Genomic DNA, 18,597 nt, shown 5'->3' on the forward strand with positions numbered 1-18,597 from the left:
GGTCGCTTGCAGTGTCCATCCGGCGGCCAGACCTTGCTTTGACGGAGCGCACCATGTTTCTATTTTCCGTGTTGATGTTTTTCGTGTTCGCGTGTATTGGCGCGTGGCTGTTGCTGTTTCCGGCGGGACGTGACCTGATGACGAGTTCGGCTAGCGCGATCGGGCGCCGTCTTGAGCAGCGCTTGCGGCGCGATGTCCAGCAGGGCGCGCAACAGGCGTCGGCGCTGGGACGCGGCGCGCGCGGCGGCGCCGGCAGCGCATTGCGATTCGTGCAACGGCGCTATCCGCTGATACTGGCCGCGTCCGTGCTGATGACGGTGCCGCCGTTGCTGGCGCTGATGCTCAGCGGGCGCGACATGTTGGGCGGATACGACGGCGCCGGCCATGTCACCAACGATCAGGTGGCCGATCTGCTCAAGGGCGAACAACTGGTGACGCCGGCGCCGTTGCCGCCAGTGACGTTCACGACCGCCGAAGTGACCTTGGTGCGGCCCATGCTCGACAGCGCCAACCGCAACTGGCAATTGCTCGATCCCGACTTTTCCCGCCGCATGCTGATGGTGTTTCGGATCATGAAGGAGCGTCACGGGTACGACATGGCGATCCTCGAAGGCTACCGCAGCCCGGAGCGGCAGAACTCGTTGGCGGCGGCCGGGGCCAATGTCACCAACGCCAAGGCCTTCCAGAGCTATCACCAGTTCGGGCTGGCGGCCGACTGCGCGTTTCTGCGCGATGGCAAGTTGGTGATATCGGAAAAAGATCCGTGGGCGATGCGCGGCTACCGGCTGTACGGCGAAGTGGCCGAGTCGGTTGGCCTGACCTGGGGCGGACGTTGGATGATGATGGATTTCGGCCACACGGAGCTGCGCGTTCCCGGCACTGTGCGCAAATAGAACCGGGTGGGCCTTCATTGTGCCCGCTCAAGAATACCCGGCATGATCGGTGGCAACATTGATCGGTCCGCCTTCCTTTCAAGCGCTGTCGTCCGAGCCCCGACCGAACCATGATGCGAAAAATTTGGCACTTCCTGACCGATAGCCGTCACCTGACGATTTTTGGTTTGGCCGCGATGGCGGCGATCTTCTACTTGGGCGCGCAGGTGCTGGAGCTGGCGCTGATCTGGGCGCTGGGCGCGACCGCCGTGATGCTGGCGCTGGCGGGCCTGGTCTGGCTGTGGCGATGGTCGCGCGCGAGGCGGGAGTCGCAGAAGCTGGCCGACGCCATCGGCACCGGGCCGGTCGCCGGGGAGCCGCCGAAGGACCAGGCGGGCGCCGAGGTCAAGGCCATTCGCGACAGTCTGCTGAAAGCCATCGACACCATCAAGGGCTCCAAGCTGGGCATCGTCTCGGGCACGCGCGCGCTGTACGAACTGCCCTGGTATATGATCATCGGCAATCCGGCCGCCGGCAAAAGCACGGCGATCACCAACTCCGGCCTGCAGTTTCCTTTCGCCGACGGCAAGGTGGTGCAGGGCGTCGGCGGCACCCGCAACTGCGACTGGTTCTTCACGCCGGACGGGATCTTGCTCGACACGGCGGGCCGCTACTCGGTCATGGACGAACATCGCGAAGAGTGGTTCGGCTTTCTCGATCTGCTCAAAAAGTACCGTCGCCGCGCGCCGATCAACGGCATCCTGATCGCCGTCAGCATCGCGGAGCTGCGCGGCGACGATCCGGAGGCCGGCATCAAGCTCGCCCTGAGTTTGCGCAAGCGGGTGCAGGACCTGATTGAACGGCTGGAGGTGTTCGCGCCGGTGTATGTGGTGTTCACCAAGGCCGACCTGATCGCCGGCTTCGACGAGTTTTTCGCCAAGGCCGAACGCACGGAACGTGAGCGCGTGTGGGGCGCCACCATGCCCTACAAGCGCAAGGCGACCAGTCAACAGTTGCTGGCCTTCTTCGACCAGAGCTTCGCGGAGCTGTGCGACGGCTTGAAGGCGCTTAGCCTGGCCAATATGAGCCAGCAGCGCCGCGAGCGCATGGAGCCCGGCATATTCACCTTCCCGCTGGAGTTCGCGACCATCAGGGCGCCGCTGCGGGCGTTTCTGGCCACGCTGTTCGAGGAAAACCCGTTTCAGTTCAAACCTGTGTTTCGCGGGTTTTACTTCACCAGCGCGCTGCAGGAGGGTATGCCGATCAGCGAGCAATCGCAAAGGGTGGCCAAGCGCTTCGCGCTGTCGGTGCCGGATGCGCCGGCCGTCGCCGGAGCGGGGCAGTCGGGCTTCTTCCTGCAAAACCTGTTCCGCAAGGTGATCTTCGCCGACAAGGACCTGGTGTCGCAGTATGCCAGCAAGCATAAGGTGCGGCTGACGTATGCCGCATTCTTCGGCGCCGTGCTGCTACTGGGCGCGTCGCTGGGCGGCTGGAGCTGGTCCTACCTAGGCAATCGCCAGTTGGTGAGCAATGTGCAGGCCGACCTGGATAAGGTGATCAAGCTGCAGGACAAGCGGCTCGATTTACAATCGCGCCTCGAGGCTTTGGAGATACTGCAGGACCGCGTCGAACAACTGGACAAGTACCGCGAGGAGCGCCCATGGTCGTTGCGCATGGGGCTCTACCAGGGCGCGCTGCTGGAGCGCAAGCTCCGCGAGGAGTACTTCTCCGGCGTGCGGGAGGTGATGATCAAGCCGGTCGTCGATAACCTGGAGACGCTGCTGTCCGAGATGAACGCGCACGCCGATGAACTGCAGGCGCCCGGCGCCGCGCCCGCGCAGCCCGTCGATCCCGGCGTCCCCGTCACGCCTGTGCCGGCCGCCAGCCGCCAGTTCCAGCAGGCCTCCGCCGCCAACGTGGAAGACGCCTACAACGCGCTGAAAAGCTACCTGATGCTAGTCGATAAATCGCACGCGGAGCCCAGCCACCTGAACGACCAGCTGACACGCCACTGGCGAGTATGGCTGGAAAACCATCGGGGCGCGATGCCGCGCGAGCAGATGATCCACAGCGCCGAACGGCTGATGACTTTTTATCTGGCGCAGATCGCCGATCCATCGTGGCCGCGCGTGGAGCCCAAGCTGGCGCTGATCGACCAGGCGCGCGAGAATCTGAAGCGCGTGGTGCGCGGCATGCCGGCGCGGGAGCGCGTCTATGCGGACATCCGTGCCCGCGCCAATACCCGCTTCCCGGCGATGACGGTGGCGCGCATGGTTGGCGAACAGGATCAGGCGCTGGTCACCGGCAGTCACGCGATCGCCGGCGCCTACACGCGGGAAGCATGGGAGAAGTATGTGCAAAGCGCCTTCCGCGAGGCGGCCACGCACGAGCTGCAAAGCGCCGACTGGGTGTTGAAGAGCGCCGCGCGGGACGACCTGACCCTGGAGGGCAGCCCGGAACAAATCGAGAAGGGCCTGACCGATTTGTACAAGGCCGACTACGCGCGCGAATGGCAGAAGTTCGTGCAAGGGGTGACCATTGCCAATCTGAGTGGTTTCGATGCCGCCGTCGTTGCGATGAACCGCCTGGGAGACCCGCAATCGTCGCCGCTCTCGAAACTGCTCACCACCATTTATCAGCAAACGTCATGGGACAACCCGGCGATCATGAGCACCGAGTTGAAAGAGGCGCAGTCGGGCTTCGTCAACTGGGTCAAGAACAGCGTGCTGCGGCGCGGACCATCGCAGATCAACGTCAATGTGCAGCTGGACCAGACGCGCGTCGACAAGCCGATGGGGCCCATCGGCCGCGAGTTCGCCGGCGTCGGCAGACTGGTTGCGACCAAGGACAAGGATGCATCGTTGATGCGCGCCTATATGGAGACGCTGTCCAGGCTGCGCAGCCGTCTGAATCAGCTCAAGAACCAGGGCGATCCCGGTCCCGGCGCGCGCCAGTTCATGCAGCAGACGCTGGAAGGCACCGGCTCCGAACTGGCCGACGCGCTGCGCTACGTGGACGAGCAAATGCTGACCGGGATGAGCGACTCGCAAAAACAGGCGATCCGTCCGATCCTTGTGCGGCCGTTGATGCAGACCTTCGCGGTGTTGATCGGACCAGCCGAATCGGAGATCAACAAGACCTGGCTGGCGCAGGTCTACGAACCGTTCCAGCAATCGCTGGCCAACAAATATCCGTTCTCGCCCAATGCCCGCATCGAGGCGGCGAGCAGCGAGATCGCACAGTTCTTCGGTCCCGACGGATTGATCGCCAAATTCGCCACCACCGCGATGGGGCCTTTGGTGCTGCGCCGGGGCGACGTGCTGGCGCCTCGCACCTGGGCCGACATGGGGATCACGCTCGCGCCGCAAACGGTGGCCCGCTTCCCGGGCTGGATCGCACCGGTCGGCGCCGGCGGCGTGCCTGCGGCGTCGGCCGCCGCGCAAACGGTGTTTCAACTGCAGCCGATGCCGGCGCCGGGGACTTTGGAATACACGGTCGATATCGACGGCCAGCAGATCCGCTACCGTAACACGCCGGCGCAGTGGACCAATATGGTCCACCCCAGCACCCAGGGCGTGTCGGGGGCGCGCATCACGGCGGTGGCGTTCGACGGCCGCAGCGTCGAAGTGTTCAACGAGGCGGGACAGTTCGGCCTCAAACGCATGATCGACGCCGCGTCCAAGCAAAAGCGTGAAGCCGGCGTATTCGAGCTGCGCTGGACCAGCGGCGCCATCACCGTGGCGATGGGCTTGAAAATCATCAGCAGTCCTGACATCAACGGCAATGACAGTGCACCGCAGGGGCAGGGCTTCCGCGGCATGCGGCTGCCGGAAACCATCGTCGGCGCTCCGGCCACTCCCGCCGCCGTCCCCGCGATTGCCGCCACCGGAGCGACCCAATGAAACGCCTTCCACAAAACGTACGCATCGGCTACTTCGGCAAGCTTCCCTCCCGGGCAGACTTTATCAAGGCGACCAACAATCTCGCGCTGGCCAATCTGCTCGACGGCTGGCTGGCCGAGGTCATGAACCTGTTAAGCACCGATCCGCGCTGGAAGATCAACTACGACGCCATGCGCCCGTTGCAGTTCGCCTTCGTCGGCACGCGCAGCAGGCGCGCCATCGTCGGCCATCTGGCCGCAAGCAGCGACGCCTCGCAGCGGCGCTACCCGTTCTTGAGCATGACCGCGATCGAAGTCGAGTCGCCGCGCACCTTCCTCGCGCTCAGCCCCGTGGTGCTGGCGCCGTTGTGGAACGAGCTGGAACAACTGGCCGCCGATGTGCTGGACGCGGCCGACCCCGACCCGGCGCTGCAGGTGCTGGCCGCGACCACCTTCGATATCGAACCCGCGGCTGCCGAGCACGAAATCGCATTCCTCGATTTTCTCGACCGTCACAACATCGCCAGCCTGGAGGCGATGCTGGGCCGCGATTCGGCGCGCCGCATGATACTGGCCATCGGGCTGCTGCTGCAACCGGTGCGGCGCAGCGCCGATGCGAGGCTCGAGAAAAGCCTGGCGCTGCCGTTGCCGCAGTCTGCGCGGCAGCGGCATCTGGTCGCCGCGTTCTGGATGGATCTGATCGCGCCATTCCTGCACCAGTCGGATTTCGAGCTCTGTGTATTCGTGGCCGATATCCGCGAGCAGCCGTCGCTGGTGATCGGCTTCGGCGGCGCCGCGCCCGAAACGCTGCAGGCCATCATCGATCCGGCGTGCGCGGCCGACCATCAGATCAATTTCGACTATGCCGGCTGGGTCGATGAACTGATCGCCAGCGACGCCGGCGTGCAAAAGCTGTCGGCCTATCTGGAGCAGGGACAGTTGTCACTGCGTTCGGTGCAGGCGCTGTTCCAGGAGACTTTCGTCTGAATTACTAAACTTTCCATACAAAGAGGAGCTTTTCGATGCGCCAGCGGACCATCTGGCCGGCGGTGATGCCGGCATTGTTATCGACATCGATCTACTGTGCGGCGCAGGCGCAGGCCCCGGCGCCCGCCAGCCCCAAGCCGGGCCAGGTGCTGGTCAGCGGCTCGGTCCCGGACGAGGCCAGCAAGGCGGCCATGCTGGCCCGCGTGCGCGAGCTGTATGGCGCCGACCGCGTGGTCGACCAGGTATCGATATCGCCGGTGTCGCTGCCGCCCAACTGGAACGGCTATGTGCAAAAGCTGATCGGATCCAATCTGAAATTGATCAGCAAAGGCGAAATCAAGATCGACGGCACCAACGTCACCTTGCGCGGCGAGGTCGCTAACGAGGCGCAGCGCCAGCAGATCGCCAGCGACTTTGCCACCAGCCTCAATCCGACCTACACGGTCAACAACGGGCTGCGGGTGGGCGCGGCCGAACAGAACCTGCTCGATGAGACGCTGGCCAAGCGCATCATCGAGTTCGAAAGCGGGAAAGCGACGCTGACCGACTCCGGCAAAGGCATCCTGGACGAAATGGCGGCGGCGCTGCACAAGGTGAAAGGCAAGAAGGTGGAGCTGATCGGCCACACCGATAACGTCGGTCTGCGCGACAGCAACCTGGCCTTGAGCCACGCGCGCGCACAGGCGGTGCGCAGCTACCTGGCCGATAAGGGCATCAGCCAGGACATGGTGATGGTATCCGGGCAGGGACCGGATCGGCCGGTGGCGGAGAACAGCAGCGCCGACGGCCGCGCGCGCAACCGTCCTATCGAATTCCGCATCGCCCAGTAAAAAACGCTGCCCTGTCAGGGCAGCGTGATCGTCACATACGCCGGCCGTGGCGCCAGTTTCACCAGGTCCGAGTAGGCCGCCAGCGTGTTCTGGGTGTCGTGCGACAGCGAAGACTCCAACCCGATGTAAGCCGCCAGCCCGATCACGGCGAACAACGCGCACAATGCCCATAGCGGCGTGTTGCTGCGCAGTTTATTGACGATTTGGTCCGGCCGCTCGGCCTGCGGCGCGAAACCCTTGCTCTTGCCCTGGATATGCGCGATTTCGTCGCCGAGCCTTGCGGTCATGTAGGCCAGCTTGTCGCCGGCGTCTAGCGCGTACTTTCCGCGAAAGCCGATCAGCAAACACATATGGAACACCTGCAGCGCCGGCAGTCTGGCGCCGCCGGTGCTGCGCAGCGCTTCCAGACGGTCGAAGAAGTGTTCGCCGGCCAGCTGGTCGCCAAAGATCACCAGTTGCAGCGGGCGGCGTTCCCACGCGAAGCGCATCGGGAACTGCGAGCCGAGGATGATTTCGTCCAGCGCGGCGCAGAACGCATACTTGGCGTCGTCGATATCTTCGCCTTGCGCGCGCAGCTTGCGGGCCTCGCTGTCGAAGTCCGCTAGGTAGGCGGTGATGCTGTCCAGGAAGGCCGCTTCGCCCGGTGGGGCGCTGCCGTTCTTCAGCATGAACAGCAGGTAGAAGCCTTCCTGCAGCAGATCGAGCAGGGTTTGCACGTGGCCATAGCCAGGCTGGATCTGCCGCCGCTGGCCGCCCATCAGTGTTGGAATCGCGCGGCGTTCGACATGGAGCGTCATGCTGTCACCGCGATCAGGTTGATGCGCAGGTCGCGTATGCCGCTCGGTACATAGATCGAGATCGACTGCGCCTTGAGCATCTGCTCATACAACATGCCTTTGCTTTCCAGCGCAAAGTAGTAGGTATCCGGTTGCACGGGAATCGCCGCCGGCACTTGCGGCGCGTGGGTGATCTTCACACCGGGCATGGCGGTCAGCACGCATTTTTCCACATCGTCCGGCGCGCCGGCCTTGACCCGCAGCGGCACGATTTCCACCAGCTCCAGCGCCGACAGCGAGGCGCTGACCGCGAGATAGAGCGTGGTGCGCTGGTCGATTTTGCCGGAATCGAGCTTGCCCAGATGGTAGCTCGGCTTTTCCTCCGTCAGCGCGATGGAGAAGTATTTGGTCGAGATCACGGTGTCGAGCAGGTCGCGGATGATGTCGTCGAGGCCGGAGAAGCAGGCCGCCATGTCGTCATGCCGGTAGCAGGGCAGATGAACCAGCGAATACTGTTTCGAATAGGTCATCAGGGCGCCGGCCAGCGCAAGCAGCGATTCGAACAGCCGCTCCGGATGCAGCTCGGGATTGCGCACGTAGTGCATCAGCGACGCCGCCGAGGTGCTGACCGTGTGCAGCAGCCAGAACGACGACACGTCGCCCGAGCGGAACTCGATCACGTTACGGCTCGGCTCCCGCATGTGGCCTTGCAAAGACTGCACTTTGGCCTGTAGCGCGTCCATCAGACGGTCTAGCATCGCCTTCAGCGCCGGGGCGCTGGCGATCGACAGACCGGGTGGGATAAAGCCTGGATCGGGTTCGAAGCCGCCGGTGACGAGGCGGCGCAGGCGTATCACCGGCACGCAGTCGTAGGCGCCAAGCGGTTCCTGGTCGGACACCAGCCGCACCGATTTTTTCAGATAGCTGACCTCCGCGCTGACGGCGCGCGTGTACAGATCGGGTGTCTCGCTGGTCGTCTGGCTGTAGCGCGCGCCGGCCTGCTGCTTCACCTCACTCTGCAAGTCCCTTTGGCTATCCTTTTGCGGACCGTTCGGCGCCGCATTGCCGCCGCCCGGCGCCAGCGCGGGCAAGGCCGCGTACCAGGTCACTTCCTGAAGGCTTGGGGGCAGCGTGCACAGATCGATCGCCACCGGCAGCGGATCGCTCGACGGCGCATCGACGATCTCGCCATCCTGGAAGATGATGGACAGCGCTTGCAGGCGCAGGCGATCGGCCTTCAGCGCGTCGTGATCCCATTCGATGCGCCGCACGCCCCACAGGTAGGGATGCAGCGCATGCGCGGTCTGGTGCAGCCGCGCTTCGTGATACTGGTCCTGTTGCTGGAAATGCTGTGGACGCAGGAACACGCCTTCGCCCCACAGGACCTTGGATGGAATACTCATGTTGACTCCTTCGGGTTATTGGCAGCGCACTGCCGCCAGGGGCTTGCCGGTTTCGTTGACGGATGTCGTGGCCCGCGCGCCCGCACCGACGCTCATCGCGCAGGCATGCAAGCCGACGGTGATGCCGTTTTTTTCCGCGTCGGCTGCGGCGAACGACAGGCGCCAGCGCCGTTCTGCCGGCGCCTGGAACAACGCGACGACGCCGATGAAATAGGCCTCGCGAGTGACTTTTTCGGTGACCTCGTAGCGCTGGCCGGGAATCAGCATCACCTCTTTGACTTCCAGCAGATCGTTACCGAGTAATTCGCGCTCGGTATGTGCGTTGAGAAAAGCGTTGAAGTTCATTTGCTGGAAGGCGGCGGTCTGACGCAGCTTGTAAATCCGCGTGGCCAACGCCATCGGCTGGACCGCCTTGCCGGCGTTGAGGTTCTCCGCCGCGTGCAGCCGAATCGCCACGTTGCGCGGCGGCTTCTGGGCGTCGGGCAGCTCCTGCGGCTTTTGGATGCCGGCGATTTGCAGCGCGGCGCCGGCGATGGAGCCGGCCGCGCAGCCTTGCAGGGCAAGCAGTCCCGCTATCACGATCATAGTTGTTCCGTTCATGTTTTCTCCAGACGATCCATGCATTAGAACGAAAGCGGCGGCTATGCAATTTGCGGCGGCGCAAGCAATCTGGAAGGGAAGCGTTGATTGATTAGACGCAATTAGTGCTGCTCCAGTTCATGAATAATGGCTCTCTCGTATCTGGTTTCGCAAACAAGGAGAGAGTGATGAACATCGCAAGAACATGGTTGCCCTGCGTGGCGAGTCTGATCCTGTTGTCCGGCTGTGCCACCGACGGCGACATGGTCCGCGCCAGCAAACAACAGTCTTCAACGCTGGAGCAGGCGCTGACCGAGGCCGGCGCCGCGCAGGCCGCCGGCGACACCGACAAGGCGCAGGGTATCCTCAAGAACGCCGCCACCAGCTACCCCGCCGACAAGGCGCCCTGGCTGCATATGGCGCAAATCAAATTCGACCGCGCCAGTTACGGCGAAGCGATCACCAACGCGCTGGAAGCGCTGCAACGCGATCCGAACGACAAGCTTGGGAACAGCATCGTCGCCGTCAGCGGACTGCGTCTGTCGACCAAGGCGCTGTCGGACCTGAGCCGGCAAAACAATCTGAATGGTTCGCTGCGTTCGGAGGCGCAGGAGCTGGCCAAACTGCTGCGCGGCAGCCTTGGCGAGGATGTGCTGGTGCCATCGGCTTCGGCCGCGCGCAAGGCCGTCCCCGCCAAGAAGAGCACCGCTACCGCGCCTGCAAAGAGCGGCAGCCAGACCAACAGCAGCGATCCTTTCGGCGGCCTGAAATAAGCCGCTTCCTTGTTTTCCCTTTTTGATGGAGTTCGTATGGCAAATGGTGACAGTGTCCAAAAGCGCCTGACCAAAGTGCGTCCGCCGCGCGTGCAGATGACGTATGACGTGGAGATCGGCGACGCGATGGAAAACAAGGAGCTGCCCTTCGTGGTCGGTGTGGTCGGCGATTTCGGCGGCAACTCGGAGGTGGAGAAGAAGCGCCTCAAGGACCGCAAGTTCGTCGGCATCGACAGCGACAACTTCGACGAAGTGCTGGGTGGCGTCGAGCCGGTCGCGCGCTTCAAGGTGCCGAACCAGCTGGCCGGCGACGACACCAGCTTCAATGTGGAACTGCACTTCAAGTCGATGTCCGACTTCCGGCCGGAAGCGGTGGTGCGCCAGGTCGAACCGCTTAGCCGCCTGCTGGAAGCGCGCGGCAAGCTGTCGGACCTGCGCAACAAGTTGGCCGGCAACGACAAGCTGGAGGACATCCTCAGCGAGGTCCTGAGCAGCACCGACAAGCTGGCGGAACTGAAATCCGCCAAGCCGGCGAAGGGAGACTGACATGTCGGCACAAATCAACCAACAACAGCAAGCCGCCGTCACCACGGACGACGTCAACTTGCTGGACCAGATCGTCGAGCAAAGCAAAGTCGCCAAATCGACGGTGGAACACGAACGCGCCAAGGACATCATCTCGGAGCTGGTCAGCCAGGTCCTGGACGGAACGGTTGTCATGTCGAACAACCTGTCGGCGACGCTCGATGCGCGCGTCGCGGAACTCGACCGGCTGATCTCCAGCCAGTTGAGCGCCATCATGCACGCGCCCGAGTTCCAGAAGCTCGAACAGAGCTGGACCGGCCTGCACTACCTGGTCCGGAATTCCGCCACCGGCCAGGGGCTGAAAATCCGCATGCTCAACGCCACCAAGCGGGAACTTGTCAAGGACTTCCAGTCCGCGCTGGAATTCGACCAGAGCTCGATGTTCAAGAAAGTCTACGAAGAAGAATTCGGCACCTTCGGCGGCGCGCCCTATGCGGCGCTGCTTGGGGACTTCGAAATCTCGCGCCAGCCGGAAGACATGTACTTCGTCGAGCAGATGTCGCACGTGGCGGCGGCCTCGCATGCGCCGTTCATCGCCTCCGCCTCGCCCGAGTTGTTCGGGCTGGAGACCTACGGCGATCTGGGCAAGCCACGCGACCTGTCGAAGGTGTTCGACACCGTGGAATACGCCAAGTGGAAGGCCTTCCGCGAATCGGAGGACTCGCGCTACGTCGGTCTGGCGTTACCGCGCTTCCTGGGGCGTCTGCCTTTCAATCCGGTCGAAGGCACCACCGTCGAGGGCTTCAACTTCGTCGAGGAAGTCGATGGCACCGATCACCAGAAGTACCTGTGGTGTAACGCCGCCTACGCCTTCGGCGCCAAGCTGACCAAGGCCTTCGACGATTTCGGTTGGTGTGCGGCGATACGCGGCGTCGAAGGCGGAGGCCTGGTCGACGACCTGCCAACGCATACCTTCAAAACCGACGACGGCGAAGTGGCGCTCAAGTGTCCGACCGAGGTGGCCATCACCGACCGCCGCGAGAAGGAACTGAGCGATCTCGGATTCATCTCGCTGGTGCACTGCAAGAACACCTCCTACGCCGCATTCTTCGGCGCCCAGTCGTCGCAGAAGGCCAGGAAATACAGCTCGGAGGCGGCCAACGCCAACGCCGTGTTGTCGTCGCAGCTGCAGTACATCTTCGCCGTCTCGCGCATCGCCCACTACATGAAGGCCATGATGCGCGACAAGGTCGGCAGCTTTGCATCGGCGTCGAACGTCGAGGATTTCCTCAATCGCTGGCTGATGAAATACGTTCTGCTGGACGACAACGCCAGCCAGGAGCAAAAGGCGCAGTTCCCTCTGCGCGAAGCCTCGGTCCAGGTGCACGAGGTGGCAGGGCGTCCCGGCGTGTACCGCGCCGTGTCCTTCCTGCGGCCCCATTTCCAGCTCGATGAGCTATCCGTTTCCCTCCGACTGGTCGCGGAGCTTCCGCAGTCGACCAATAGCTAGTTTTTTTCACCACAACCTGAGACTGGAGCATGCAATGGCAATCGACGTCTATCTGTACATTGATGGCATCAAAGGCGAGTCGACCGACGACCGCCACAAGGATTGGATCGAATGTAAATCGGTGACTTTCGGCGTCGACCAGCCGAAATCGGCCACCGCGTCCACCGGCGGCGGCCACACCGCAGAGCGCTGCGAGCACCGCGATATCGTTTTTTCGAAACTGGCCGACCTGTCCTCGCCGATCCTGCTGCAGACCTGTTCCGCCGGCCGCACGATCCCCAAGGCGCGCCTGGAATTCATGCGCGCGGACGCGCAGGGCGAGCGCGTTAAGTACTTCGAGATCGAAATCGAAAATGTGCTGATCGGCGCCGTGTCCCCGGCGGTGCACGAAGGCGACATCCTGACCGAGGAAGTCGCGCTGAAATTCTCCAAGATCAAGTGGCGCTACACGCAGCAAAAATCACCGGCGGCGCTGGCGGCAATACCTCCGGCGGCTGGGATCTGGCCACCAACCGCATCGTCTGACGATCCCCCCAGCGCCCGTCGTTTTCGCATTGCGACGGCGCGCTTTTTTGGGCCAGGCCGGCCTGGCCTGGCCTTTTTTTATGAGGGTATCCGATGAACGGCTTTACACCGGGCCTGCTTGACCGTCTGCTGGGCGAGCAAAGCGCCGCCTCCCGTCCGGGCCACGGCATGACGTTGGAACAACTGAAGGATGCCGTCGCGCGCGACCTGGAAGACCTGCTTAACACGCGCTGCGCGCTGTCCGACGAGCTGCTGGAAGCGTACCCCGAGTGCGCCGGCTCCATCGTCAACTATGGTCTGATCGACTTCGCCGGCATGTGCCTTAGCAGCAGCGAGGATCGCGCCCGCATTTGCGCCGCGCTGAAAGCGGCGATCGAACGCCATGAACCGCGCCTGCGCGACGTGCAGGCATGGCTGGAGCGCGAAGGCGGCTCCATCAACCGCGTCAGCTTCGCCATCAGCGCCACGCTGGCAGGCCTGCCGCTGACCGAGTCGGTCAGCTTCGACGCGGTGCTGCAACCATCATCCCTGCATTACTCGATCAACCGCAGCGCCCGCGGAGCCTGACATGAATCTCAATCTGAAAACCCTTATCGGCAAACTCAATGACACGACGCGCCTGGCCGCCACGCGCGCCGCCAGCATCTGCGTGGCGCTCGGCCAGTATGAAGTGGAGGTCGAACACCTGTTCCTGGCCCTGATCGAGCAGGAACGCTGCGACGTCGTGCTGATCGCTCGCCAGTGCGGCGTCAGTATCGATACGTTGGAGGCGGACCTGCATGCTGAAATCAGTCAGTTCAAGACGGGCAGCACGCGCACGCCGGTGTTTTCCCGCCATCTGCCGCTGCTGCTGGAGAACGCGTGGCTGATCGCCTCGCTGGCGACGCCACAGCCGGACGGCATCCGCAGCGCGCATCTGCTGGTCGCGTTGCTGACCGAGTCCGAACTATCGCAGATCGCGTACCGCGCTTCCCCGGCTTTTGCCCGCATTCCGATCGATGAGGTCAAGCATCGGCTGGACAAATACACCGCCGGCTCGCAGGAAGAGACAATTGCTGCCTCCCTTGCGGGTGAAGAGCCCCCTGCCGATGCCCCGCAACAGAACACTATCCGAACCCCCGCGCTGGACCAGTACACCACCAGCCTGACGCGTATCGCCGGCGAGGGCAAGCTGGACCCGGTGATAGGCCGCGAGACGGAAGTGCGCCAGATGATCGACATCCTGCTGCGCCGCCGCCAGAACAATCCCATTCTCACCGGGGAGGCCGGCGTCGGCAAGACGGCGGTGGTGGAGGGGCTGGCCCTGCGCATCGCCGCCGGGGACGTGCCGGCCGTGCTGCGTGGCGTGGAGATCCGCACGCTCGACATGGGCCTGTTGCAGGCCGGCGCCAGCGTCAAGGGCGAGTTTGAAAACCGCCTGAAGAACGTCATCGACGAAGTCAAGCAAAGCCCGCACGGCATCATCCTGTTCATCGACGAGGCGCACACGATGATAGGCGCCGGCGGCGCGGCGGGCCAGAACGACGCGGCCAACCTGCTCAAGCCGGCCTTGGCCCGGGGCGAGCTGCGCACCATCGCGGCCACCACCTGGAGCGAGTACAAAAAGTACTTCGAGAAGGATGCCGCGCTGGCCCGGCGATTCCAGGTCGTCAAGGTCGAGGAACCGAGCGAGGAAATCGCCAGCGCCATGCTGCGCGCAATGACGCCGCTGATGGAAAAACACTTCGGCATCCGCATCCGCGATGAAGCGGTGACCGAGGCGGTGCGGCTGTCGCATCGTTATATCAGCGGCCGCCAGTTGCCCGACAAGGCCGTCAGCGTGCTCGATACCGCCTGCGCCCGCGTCGCGCTGGGCCAGAGCGGCACGCCCGCGCTGCTGGAATCGGCGGCGAAGAGTATGGAGCGCATCGACGCGGAGATCAATGCGTTGCAGCGCGAGGAGGTCGGCGAAAAGAGTGCCGACGCGGCACGGCGCCAGCGCCTGCAGAAGCTGACCGATACCCGCGCGGCGCTGGCCGGGGAGCATGCGGCGAACAGCGACCGTTGGCAACGCGAGCAGTCAATTGTGGCCGCCATCTCGCGCATGCGGACGTCCGGCGTCGGTGCGGGGGAAATCCGCGCGTTGAAGGAAGAACTGGCGGCGCTGCAGGGCGAGACGCCGATGGTGCCGGTGGAAGTCGATGCCGCCACCGTGGCAGCCATCGTCTCCGGCTGGACCGGTATCCCGCTCGGAAAAATGGTCAAGGACGAAATCCGCACCGTGCTCAAATTACAGGATGCGCTGGAAGCACGTATCCTCGGCCAGCCTGCCGCCATCGCCGCCGTGGCGCAACGCGTGCGCACCGCGCGGGCCAACCTGGACGATCCGAACAAACCCAAAGGCGTGTTCATGTTCGTTGGCCCCTCCGGTGTCGGCAAGACGGAAACCGCGCTGGCGCTGGCCGACCTGCTGTACGGCGGCGAGCGCAAACTCCTGACGATCAATATGAGCGAATATCAGGAGGCGCACAGCGTCTCCGGTCTCAAAGGTTCGCCGCCCGGCTACGTCGGCTACGGCCAGGGCGGCGTGCTGACCGAGGCGGTTCGCCGCAATCCGTATAGCGTGGTGCTGCTCGACGAAATCGAAAAAGCCCATCCCGACGTCACCGAACTGTTCTTCCAGGTCTTCGACAAGGGCGTGATGGACGACGCCGAGGGGCGCGAGATCGACTTCCGCAACACCATCATCATCGCCACCTCCAATGCGGGTTCCGCAGCGGTCATGCAGGCATGCCTGAACAAGGAAACGCCGCCGACGGTGGATGAACTCGAGCGGCTGCTGCGGCCACAACTTGTCAAACACTTCAAACCGGCCTTCCTCGGCCGGCTCAAAGTGGTGCCGTACTACCCCATCCCGGATCAGGTACTGGTGCGCATCATCGCGCTTAAACTGGAGCGCATCGGCCAGCGCATCCGCGACCAGCACCATGCGGAGTTCAGCTACGACGAGGCGCTGGTCGAAGCGGTGCTGGCGCGCTGCACGGAAGTCGATTCCGGCGCCCGCAATGTCGACCATATCCTGAATGGCAGCCTGCTGCCGGAGATCGCCGAGGCGGTGCTGGAAAAGATGGTGCAGGGCGCGGCGATCGCCCGGATCAAGGTCGGCGCCAGCAAACAGGGTCAGTTCAAATACACCATCAAATAGCAAGGAGCCACCATGTTCAGCATCGCACAACTGCTGTTGCCCATCAACGCCGATCGGATCTGCGGCGAGGACCTGTCCTTCAGCCGCGACGTGGACGCCATCGCGCACGCGCGCACCTACGACGATCCCACGCTGGACCAGGGCGAGTGGGTCGCGTTGCTAAAGGAGGCCGACTGGCAGTTCGTCGGCAGCCGTTGCGCCGCCATGATCGAAACGAAAACCAAAGACCTGCGGCTGGCCGTCTGGCTGGCCGAGGCCCACGCCAAGACGCGCGGCCTGCGCGGCCTCGGTGATGGCTATGCAGTGTTGTCCGGCCTGTGCGAACATTACTGGGAGGGCCTGCATCCGCTGGCCGACGAAGGCGACTACGACCAGCGCATCGGCAATCTGTATTGGCTGCTCACGCGCACCGTGGTGCTGGTCAGGGAGATGCCGCTGGAGGGCGGCGGGACGACGCTGGCGGATGCCGAATACTGCCTGGCCATGCTGTGTGAACTTGAGCGTGTGGTGGATCGGCGCCTCGGCGCGGAAGGACCGGGTTTCAGCGCCGCCAGGGACGCGCTACAGGCGGTCATCGCCGCCATCGCGCCGGTCGGCAGCCCGGCCGCGCTGATGGCGGCTGGTGATGCCGGGTCGGCGGCTGCGGGCCAGGTGGCGATGAGCGAAGCGGTGCAAAACCGCGCCCAGGCCCTGTCGCAACTGCGTCTGGTGGCCGATTTCTTCCGCCGCACCGAGCCGCATAGCCCGGTGGCCTATCTCGCCGACAAAGCCGCGAGCTGGGGCGACATGCCGCTGCACGTCTGGCTGCGCGCGGTCATTAAGGACCCGGGCGCCATCGCCGGCCTGGAGGAATTGCTGGGCTCACAGCCGGACGCCGGCTGACCCGGGTGTCGCATCGCGATAAGTAGTTGTTTCGACGCAACGCTCAATATTGCTCCCAGTGCTACAGATTCTGGCGAACAGTGCTAGCATGGATCATCATTCAGCTAGGGGTTCGTCATGAACAACCTGAAAATCGGCACGCGTCTCGGCTTCGGCTTCTCGCTCATCCTGGTATTACTGACCACGATGACCATCATAGGCATCATGCGCCTCAGTAGCGCCAGTGCCATGACAGACAATATGATCGACGTAAAAATCCGCGACCAGAGGTTGATCGCGGAGTGGGGCAAAATCATCGAAGTCAACGCCGCGCGCACCACGGGCGCCTGGATGGTCGCCGATCCGGCCGATCAGAAAAATCTGGAAAGCCTGATGGCCGCATCCTCCGGGCGCGCGACCAAGATCCAGGACCAGATCGGCGCCACCATCCAGGAAGAGGCGCTCAAGCCGCTGTTCCAGCAGGTGCTGGACACGCGCAAAGCCTACACCGAGGTACGCAAGGCCGTCTTTGCCGCCAAGGCCAAGGGCGATCTCGAACTTGGCAAAAAACTCTACGAGGGAGAGCTGACGAAGACCCGCACCAGCTACCTCGGCGCGCTGCAAACCTTCTCCGAGCGGCAGGCCGACCTGCTCGATGCCGCCGCCGTCGATATCCGGGACCAGTACACCAGCGGGCGCACCTTGCTCGTCATGCTGGGCCTTGCCGCCATCGTCATGGGTGTCTTTGCCGCCTGGTGGATCACACGCACGATCACAAAACCGATCAATGAAGCCGTGAAGGTCGCGGAAACCGTATCGTCCGGCGATTTGACCAGCGACATCCGGGTCCACAGCAACGACGAAACCGGGCAGTTGATGAACGCCCTGAAAATCATGAATTCCAATCTGGTCAGCATTGTCGGCCAGGTCCGCAACGGCACCGATTTGATGGCCACCGCGTCCACCGAGATCGCCGCCGGCAATCAGGACCTGTCGTCGCGCACGGAGCAGCAGGCAAGTTCGCTGGAGGAGACGGCATCGTCGATGGAGGAATTGACATCGACAGTGAAGTTCAACGCGGAGAACGCGCGTGAGGCCAACGCCCTGGCGATCAACGCCGCGCAAATCGCCAGCCGTGGCGGCGCCGTGGTGGGCGAGGTGGTGAACACTATGGGTTCCATCAACGACTCGTCGCGCAAAATCGTGGAGATCATCTCGGTCATTGACGGCATCGCCTTTCAGACCAATATCCTGGCGTTGAACGCGGCGGTGGAGGCCGCGCGCGCCGGCGAGCAGGGACGCGGCTTCGCGGTGGTCGCCTCGGAGGTGCGCAACCTGGCGCAGCGTTCGGCGTCTGCCGCCAAGGACATCAAGAGTCTGATCAACGATTCGGTGGAAAAGGTCTCGCAGGGCTCGGACCTGGTCAACAAGGCCGGTGAAACCATGAGCGAAATCGTCACCAGCATCAACCGCGTGACCCAGATCATGACGCAGATCAGCCATGCCAGCGAAGAGCAGAGCCTCGGCATCGCCCAGGTCAACGACGCCATCACGCAGATGGACCAGGTGACGCAGCAGAATGCGGCGCTGGTCGAGCAGGCGGCTGCGGCGGCCGAATCGATGCAGGAGCAGTCGGCCAAGCTGGCCGACGTGGTGAGCGTATTCAAATTGGATGCCTCGTATTTGCAAACGCCGGCGCTCACCGCTACGCGAGCCGCGCCGCGCACGCCGTTACGTCCGGCGCTGCCGCCGCGCCGTGCCCGGCCAGCCGCTATCGCCGCCGGTTCCGCGCCTGCTTCCAAACCGGCGCCTGATGGTACGCGCAAGGCGATCACCACCAACGACGCGGACGGCTGGGAAGAGTTTTAAGCGAGGCGGCGCTTCGGTACAAT

Annotated in this window: 14 protein-coding genes and 1 pseudogene; 12 read left to right on the forward strand and 3 right to left on the reverse strand. The window is 63.7% G+C overall.

The features are described 5' to 3' along the window. Positions 1-53 precede the first annotated feature (53 nt). From ACZ0BA_RS02130 to ACZ0BA_RS02145, 4 genes are all read left to right on the forward strand, one after another. Complete coding sequence (locus ACZ0BA_RS02130; protein WP_463449715.1) at positions 54-893, forward strand: M15 family metallopeptidase; 840 nt, start codon at positions 54-56, stop codon at positions 891-893. A gap of 113 nt (positions 894-1,006) precedes the next feature. Then, positions 1,007-4,774, forward strand: coding sequence for a type VI secretion system membrane subunit TssM (gene tssM / locus ACZ0BA_RS02135; protein WP_463454693.1), 3,768 nt, complete (start codon positions 1,007-1,009; stop codon positions 4,772-4,774). Further along, positions 4,771-5,739, forward strand: a complete 969-nt coding sequence (tagF, locus tag ACZ0BA_RS02140; protein WP_463449716.1) for a type VI secretion system-associated protein TagF — start codon at positions 4,771-4,773, stop codon at positions 5,737-5,739. The genes tssM and tagF overlap by 4 nt, the downstream gene beginning before the upstream one ends. Positions 5,740-5,774: 35 nt before the next feature. Continuing rightward, positions 5,775-6,569: an OmpA family protein gene (locus ACZ0BA_RS02145; protein WP_463449717.1), complete on the forward strand. Its 795-nt coding sequence runs from the start codon at positions 5,775-5,777 to the stop codon at positions 6,567-6,569. A 14-nt stretch (positions 6,570-6,583) separates the two neighbouring features. Here ACZ0BA_RS02145 and ACZ0BA_RS02150 read toward each other — a convergent pair whose 3' ends face one another. From ACZ0BA_RS02150 to tssJ, 3 genes are read right to left on the reverse strand one after another with little or no spacing between them, the layout of a single operon-like run. Beyond that, entirely contained in the window at positions 6,584-7,366 is a 783-nt protein-coding gene (locus tag ACZ0BA_RS02150) for a DotU family type IV/VI secretion system protein (protein ID WP_463449718.1), read from the reverse strand. Continuing rightward, positions 7,363-8,748 (reverse strand): type VI secretion system baseplate subunit TssK, encoded by a 1,386-nt coding sequence (gene tssK, locus ACZ0BA_RS02155; RefSeq protein WP_463449719.1) that lies wholly within the window; start codon positions 8,746-8,748, stop codon positions 7,363-7,365. The genes ACZ0BA_RS02150 and tssK overlap by 4 nt, the downstream gene beginning before the upstream one ends. Positions 8,749-8,763: 15 nt before the next feature. Continuing rightward, positions 8,764-9,348 (reverse strand): type VI secretion system lipoprotein TssJ, encoded by a 585-nt coding sequence (gene tssJ / locus ACZ0BA_RS02160; protein ID WP_463449720.1) that lies wholly within the window; start codon positions 9,346-9,348, stop codon positions 8,764-8,766. A 167-nt stretch (positions 9,349-9,515) separates the two neighbouring features. Here tssJ and ACZ0BA_RS02165 point away from each other — a divergent pair, with 167 nt between their 5' ends. From ACZ0BA_RS02165 to ACZ0BA_RS02200, 8 genes and pseudogenes are all read left to right on the forward strand, one after another. Continuing rightward, on the forward strand, positions 9,516-10,100 hold the full coding sequence (locus ACZ0BA_RS02165) for a tetratricopeptide repeat protein (RefSeq protein ID WP_463449721.1): 585 nt from the start codon (positions 9,516-9,518) through the stop codon (positions 10,098-10,100). Between the two features lie 36 nt (positions 10,101-10,136). Continuing rightward, positions 10,137-10,646 (forward strand): type VI secretion system contractile sheath small subunit, encoded by a 510-nt coding sequence (gene tssB / locus ACZ0BA_RS02170; protein WP_463449722.1) that lies wholly within the window; start codon positions 10,137-10,139, stop codon positions 10,644-10,646. Position 10,647: 1 nt separating this feature from the next. Next, complete coding sequence (gene tssC / locus ACZ0BA_RS02175; RefSeq protein ID WP_463449723.1) at positions 10,648-12,135, forward strand: type VI secretion system contractile sheath large subunit; 1,488 nt, start codon at positions 10,648-10,650, stop codon at positions 12,133-12,135. 34 nt (positions 12,136-12,169) lie between these two features. Further along, positions 12,170-12,660, forward strand: a pseudogene (locus ACZ0BA_RS02180) (Hcp family type VI secretion system effector). 93 nt (positions 12,661-12,753) lie between these two features. Continuing rightward, positions 12,754-13,227: a type VI secretion system baseplate subunit TssE gene (tssE, locus tag ACZ0BA_RS02185; protein WP_463449724.1), complete on the forward strand. Its 474-nt coding sequence runs from the start codon at positions 12,754-12,756 to the stop codon at positions 13,225-13,227. Between the two features lies 1 nt (position 13,228). Next, complete coding sequence (gene tssH, locus ACZ0BA_RS02190; protein ID WP_463449725.1) at positions 13,229-15,844, forward strand: type VI secretion system ATPase TssH; 2,616 nt, start codon at positions 13,229-13,231, stop codon at positions 15,842-15,844. 12 nt (positions 15,845-15,856) lie between these two features. Further along, entirely contained in the window at positions 15,857-16,726 is an 870-nt protein-coding gene (tssA, locus tag ACZ0BA_RS02195) for a type VI secretion system protein TssA (RefSeq protein WP_463449726.1), read from the forward strand. Positions 16,727-16,843: 117 nt separating this feature from the next. Continuing rightward, positions 16,844-18,574 carry a methyl-accepting chemotaxis protein gene (locus ACZ0BA_RS02200; RefSeq protein ID WP_463449727.1) on the forward strand — a complete coding sequence of 577 codons (1,731 nt, stop codon included), beginning with the start codon at positions 16,844-16,846 and terminating at the stop codon, positions 18,572-18,574. Positions 18,575-18,597 lie beyond the last annotated feature (23 nt).

It is taken from the genome of Duganella sp. AC917, from assembly GCF_979258245.1.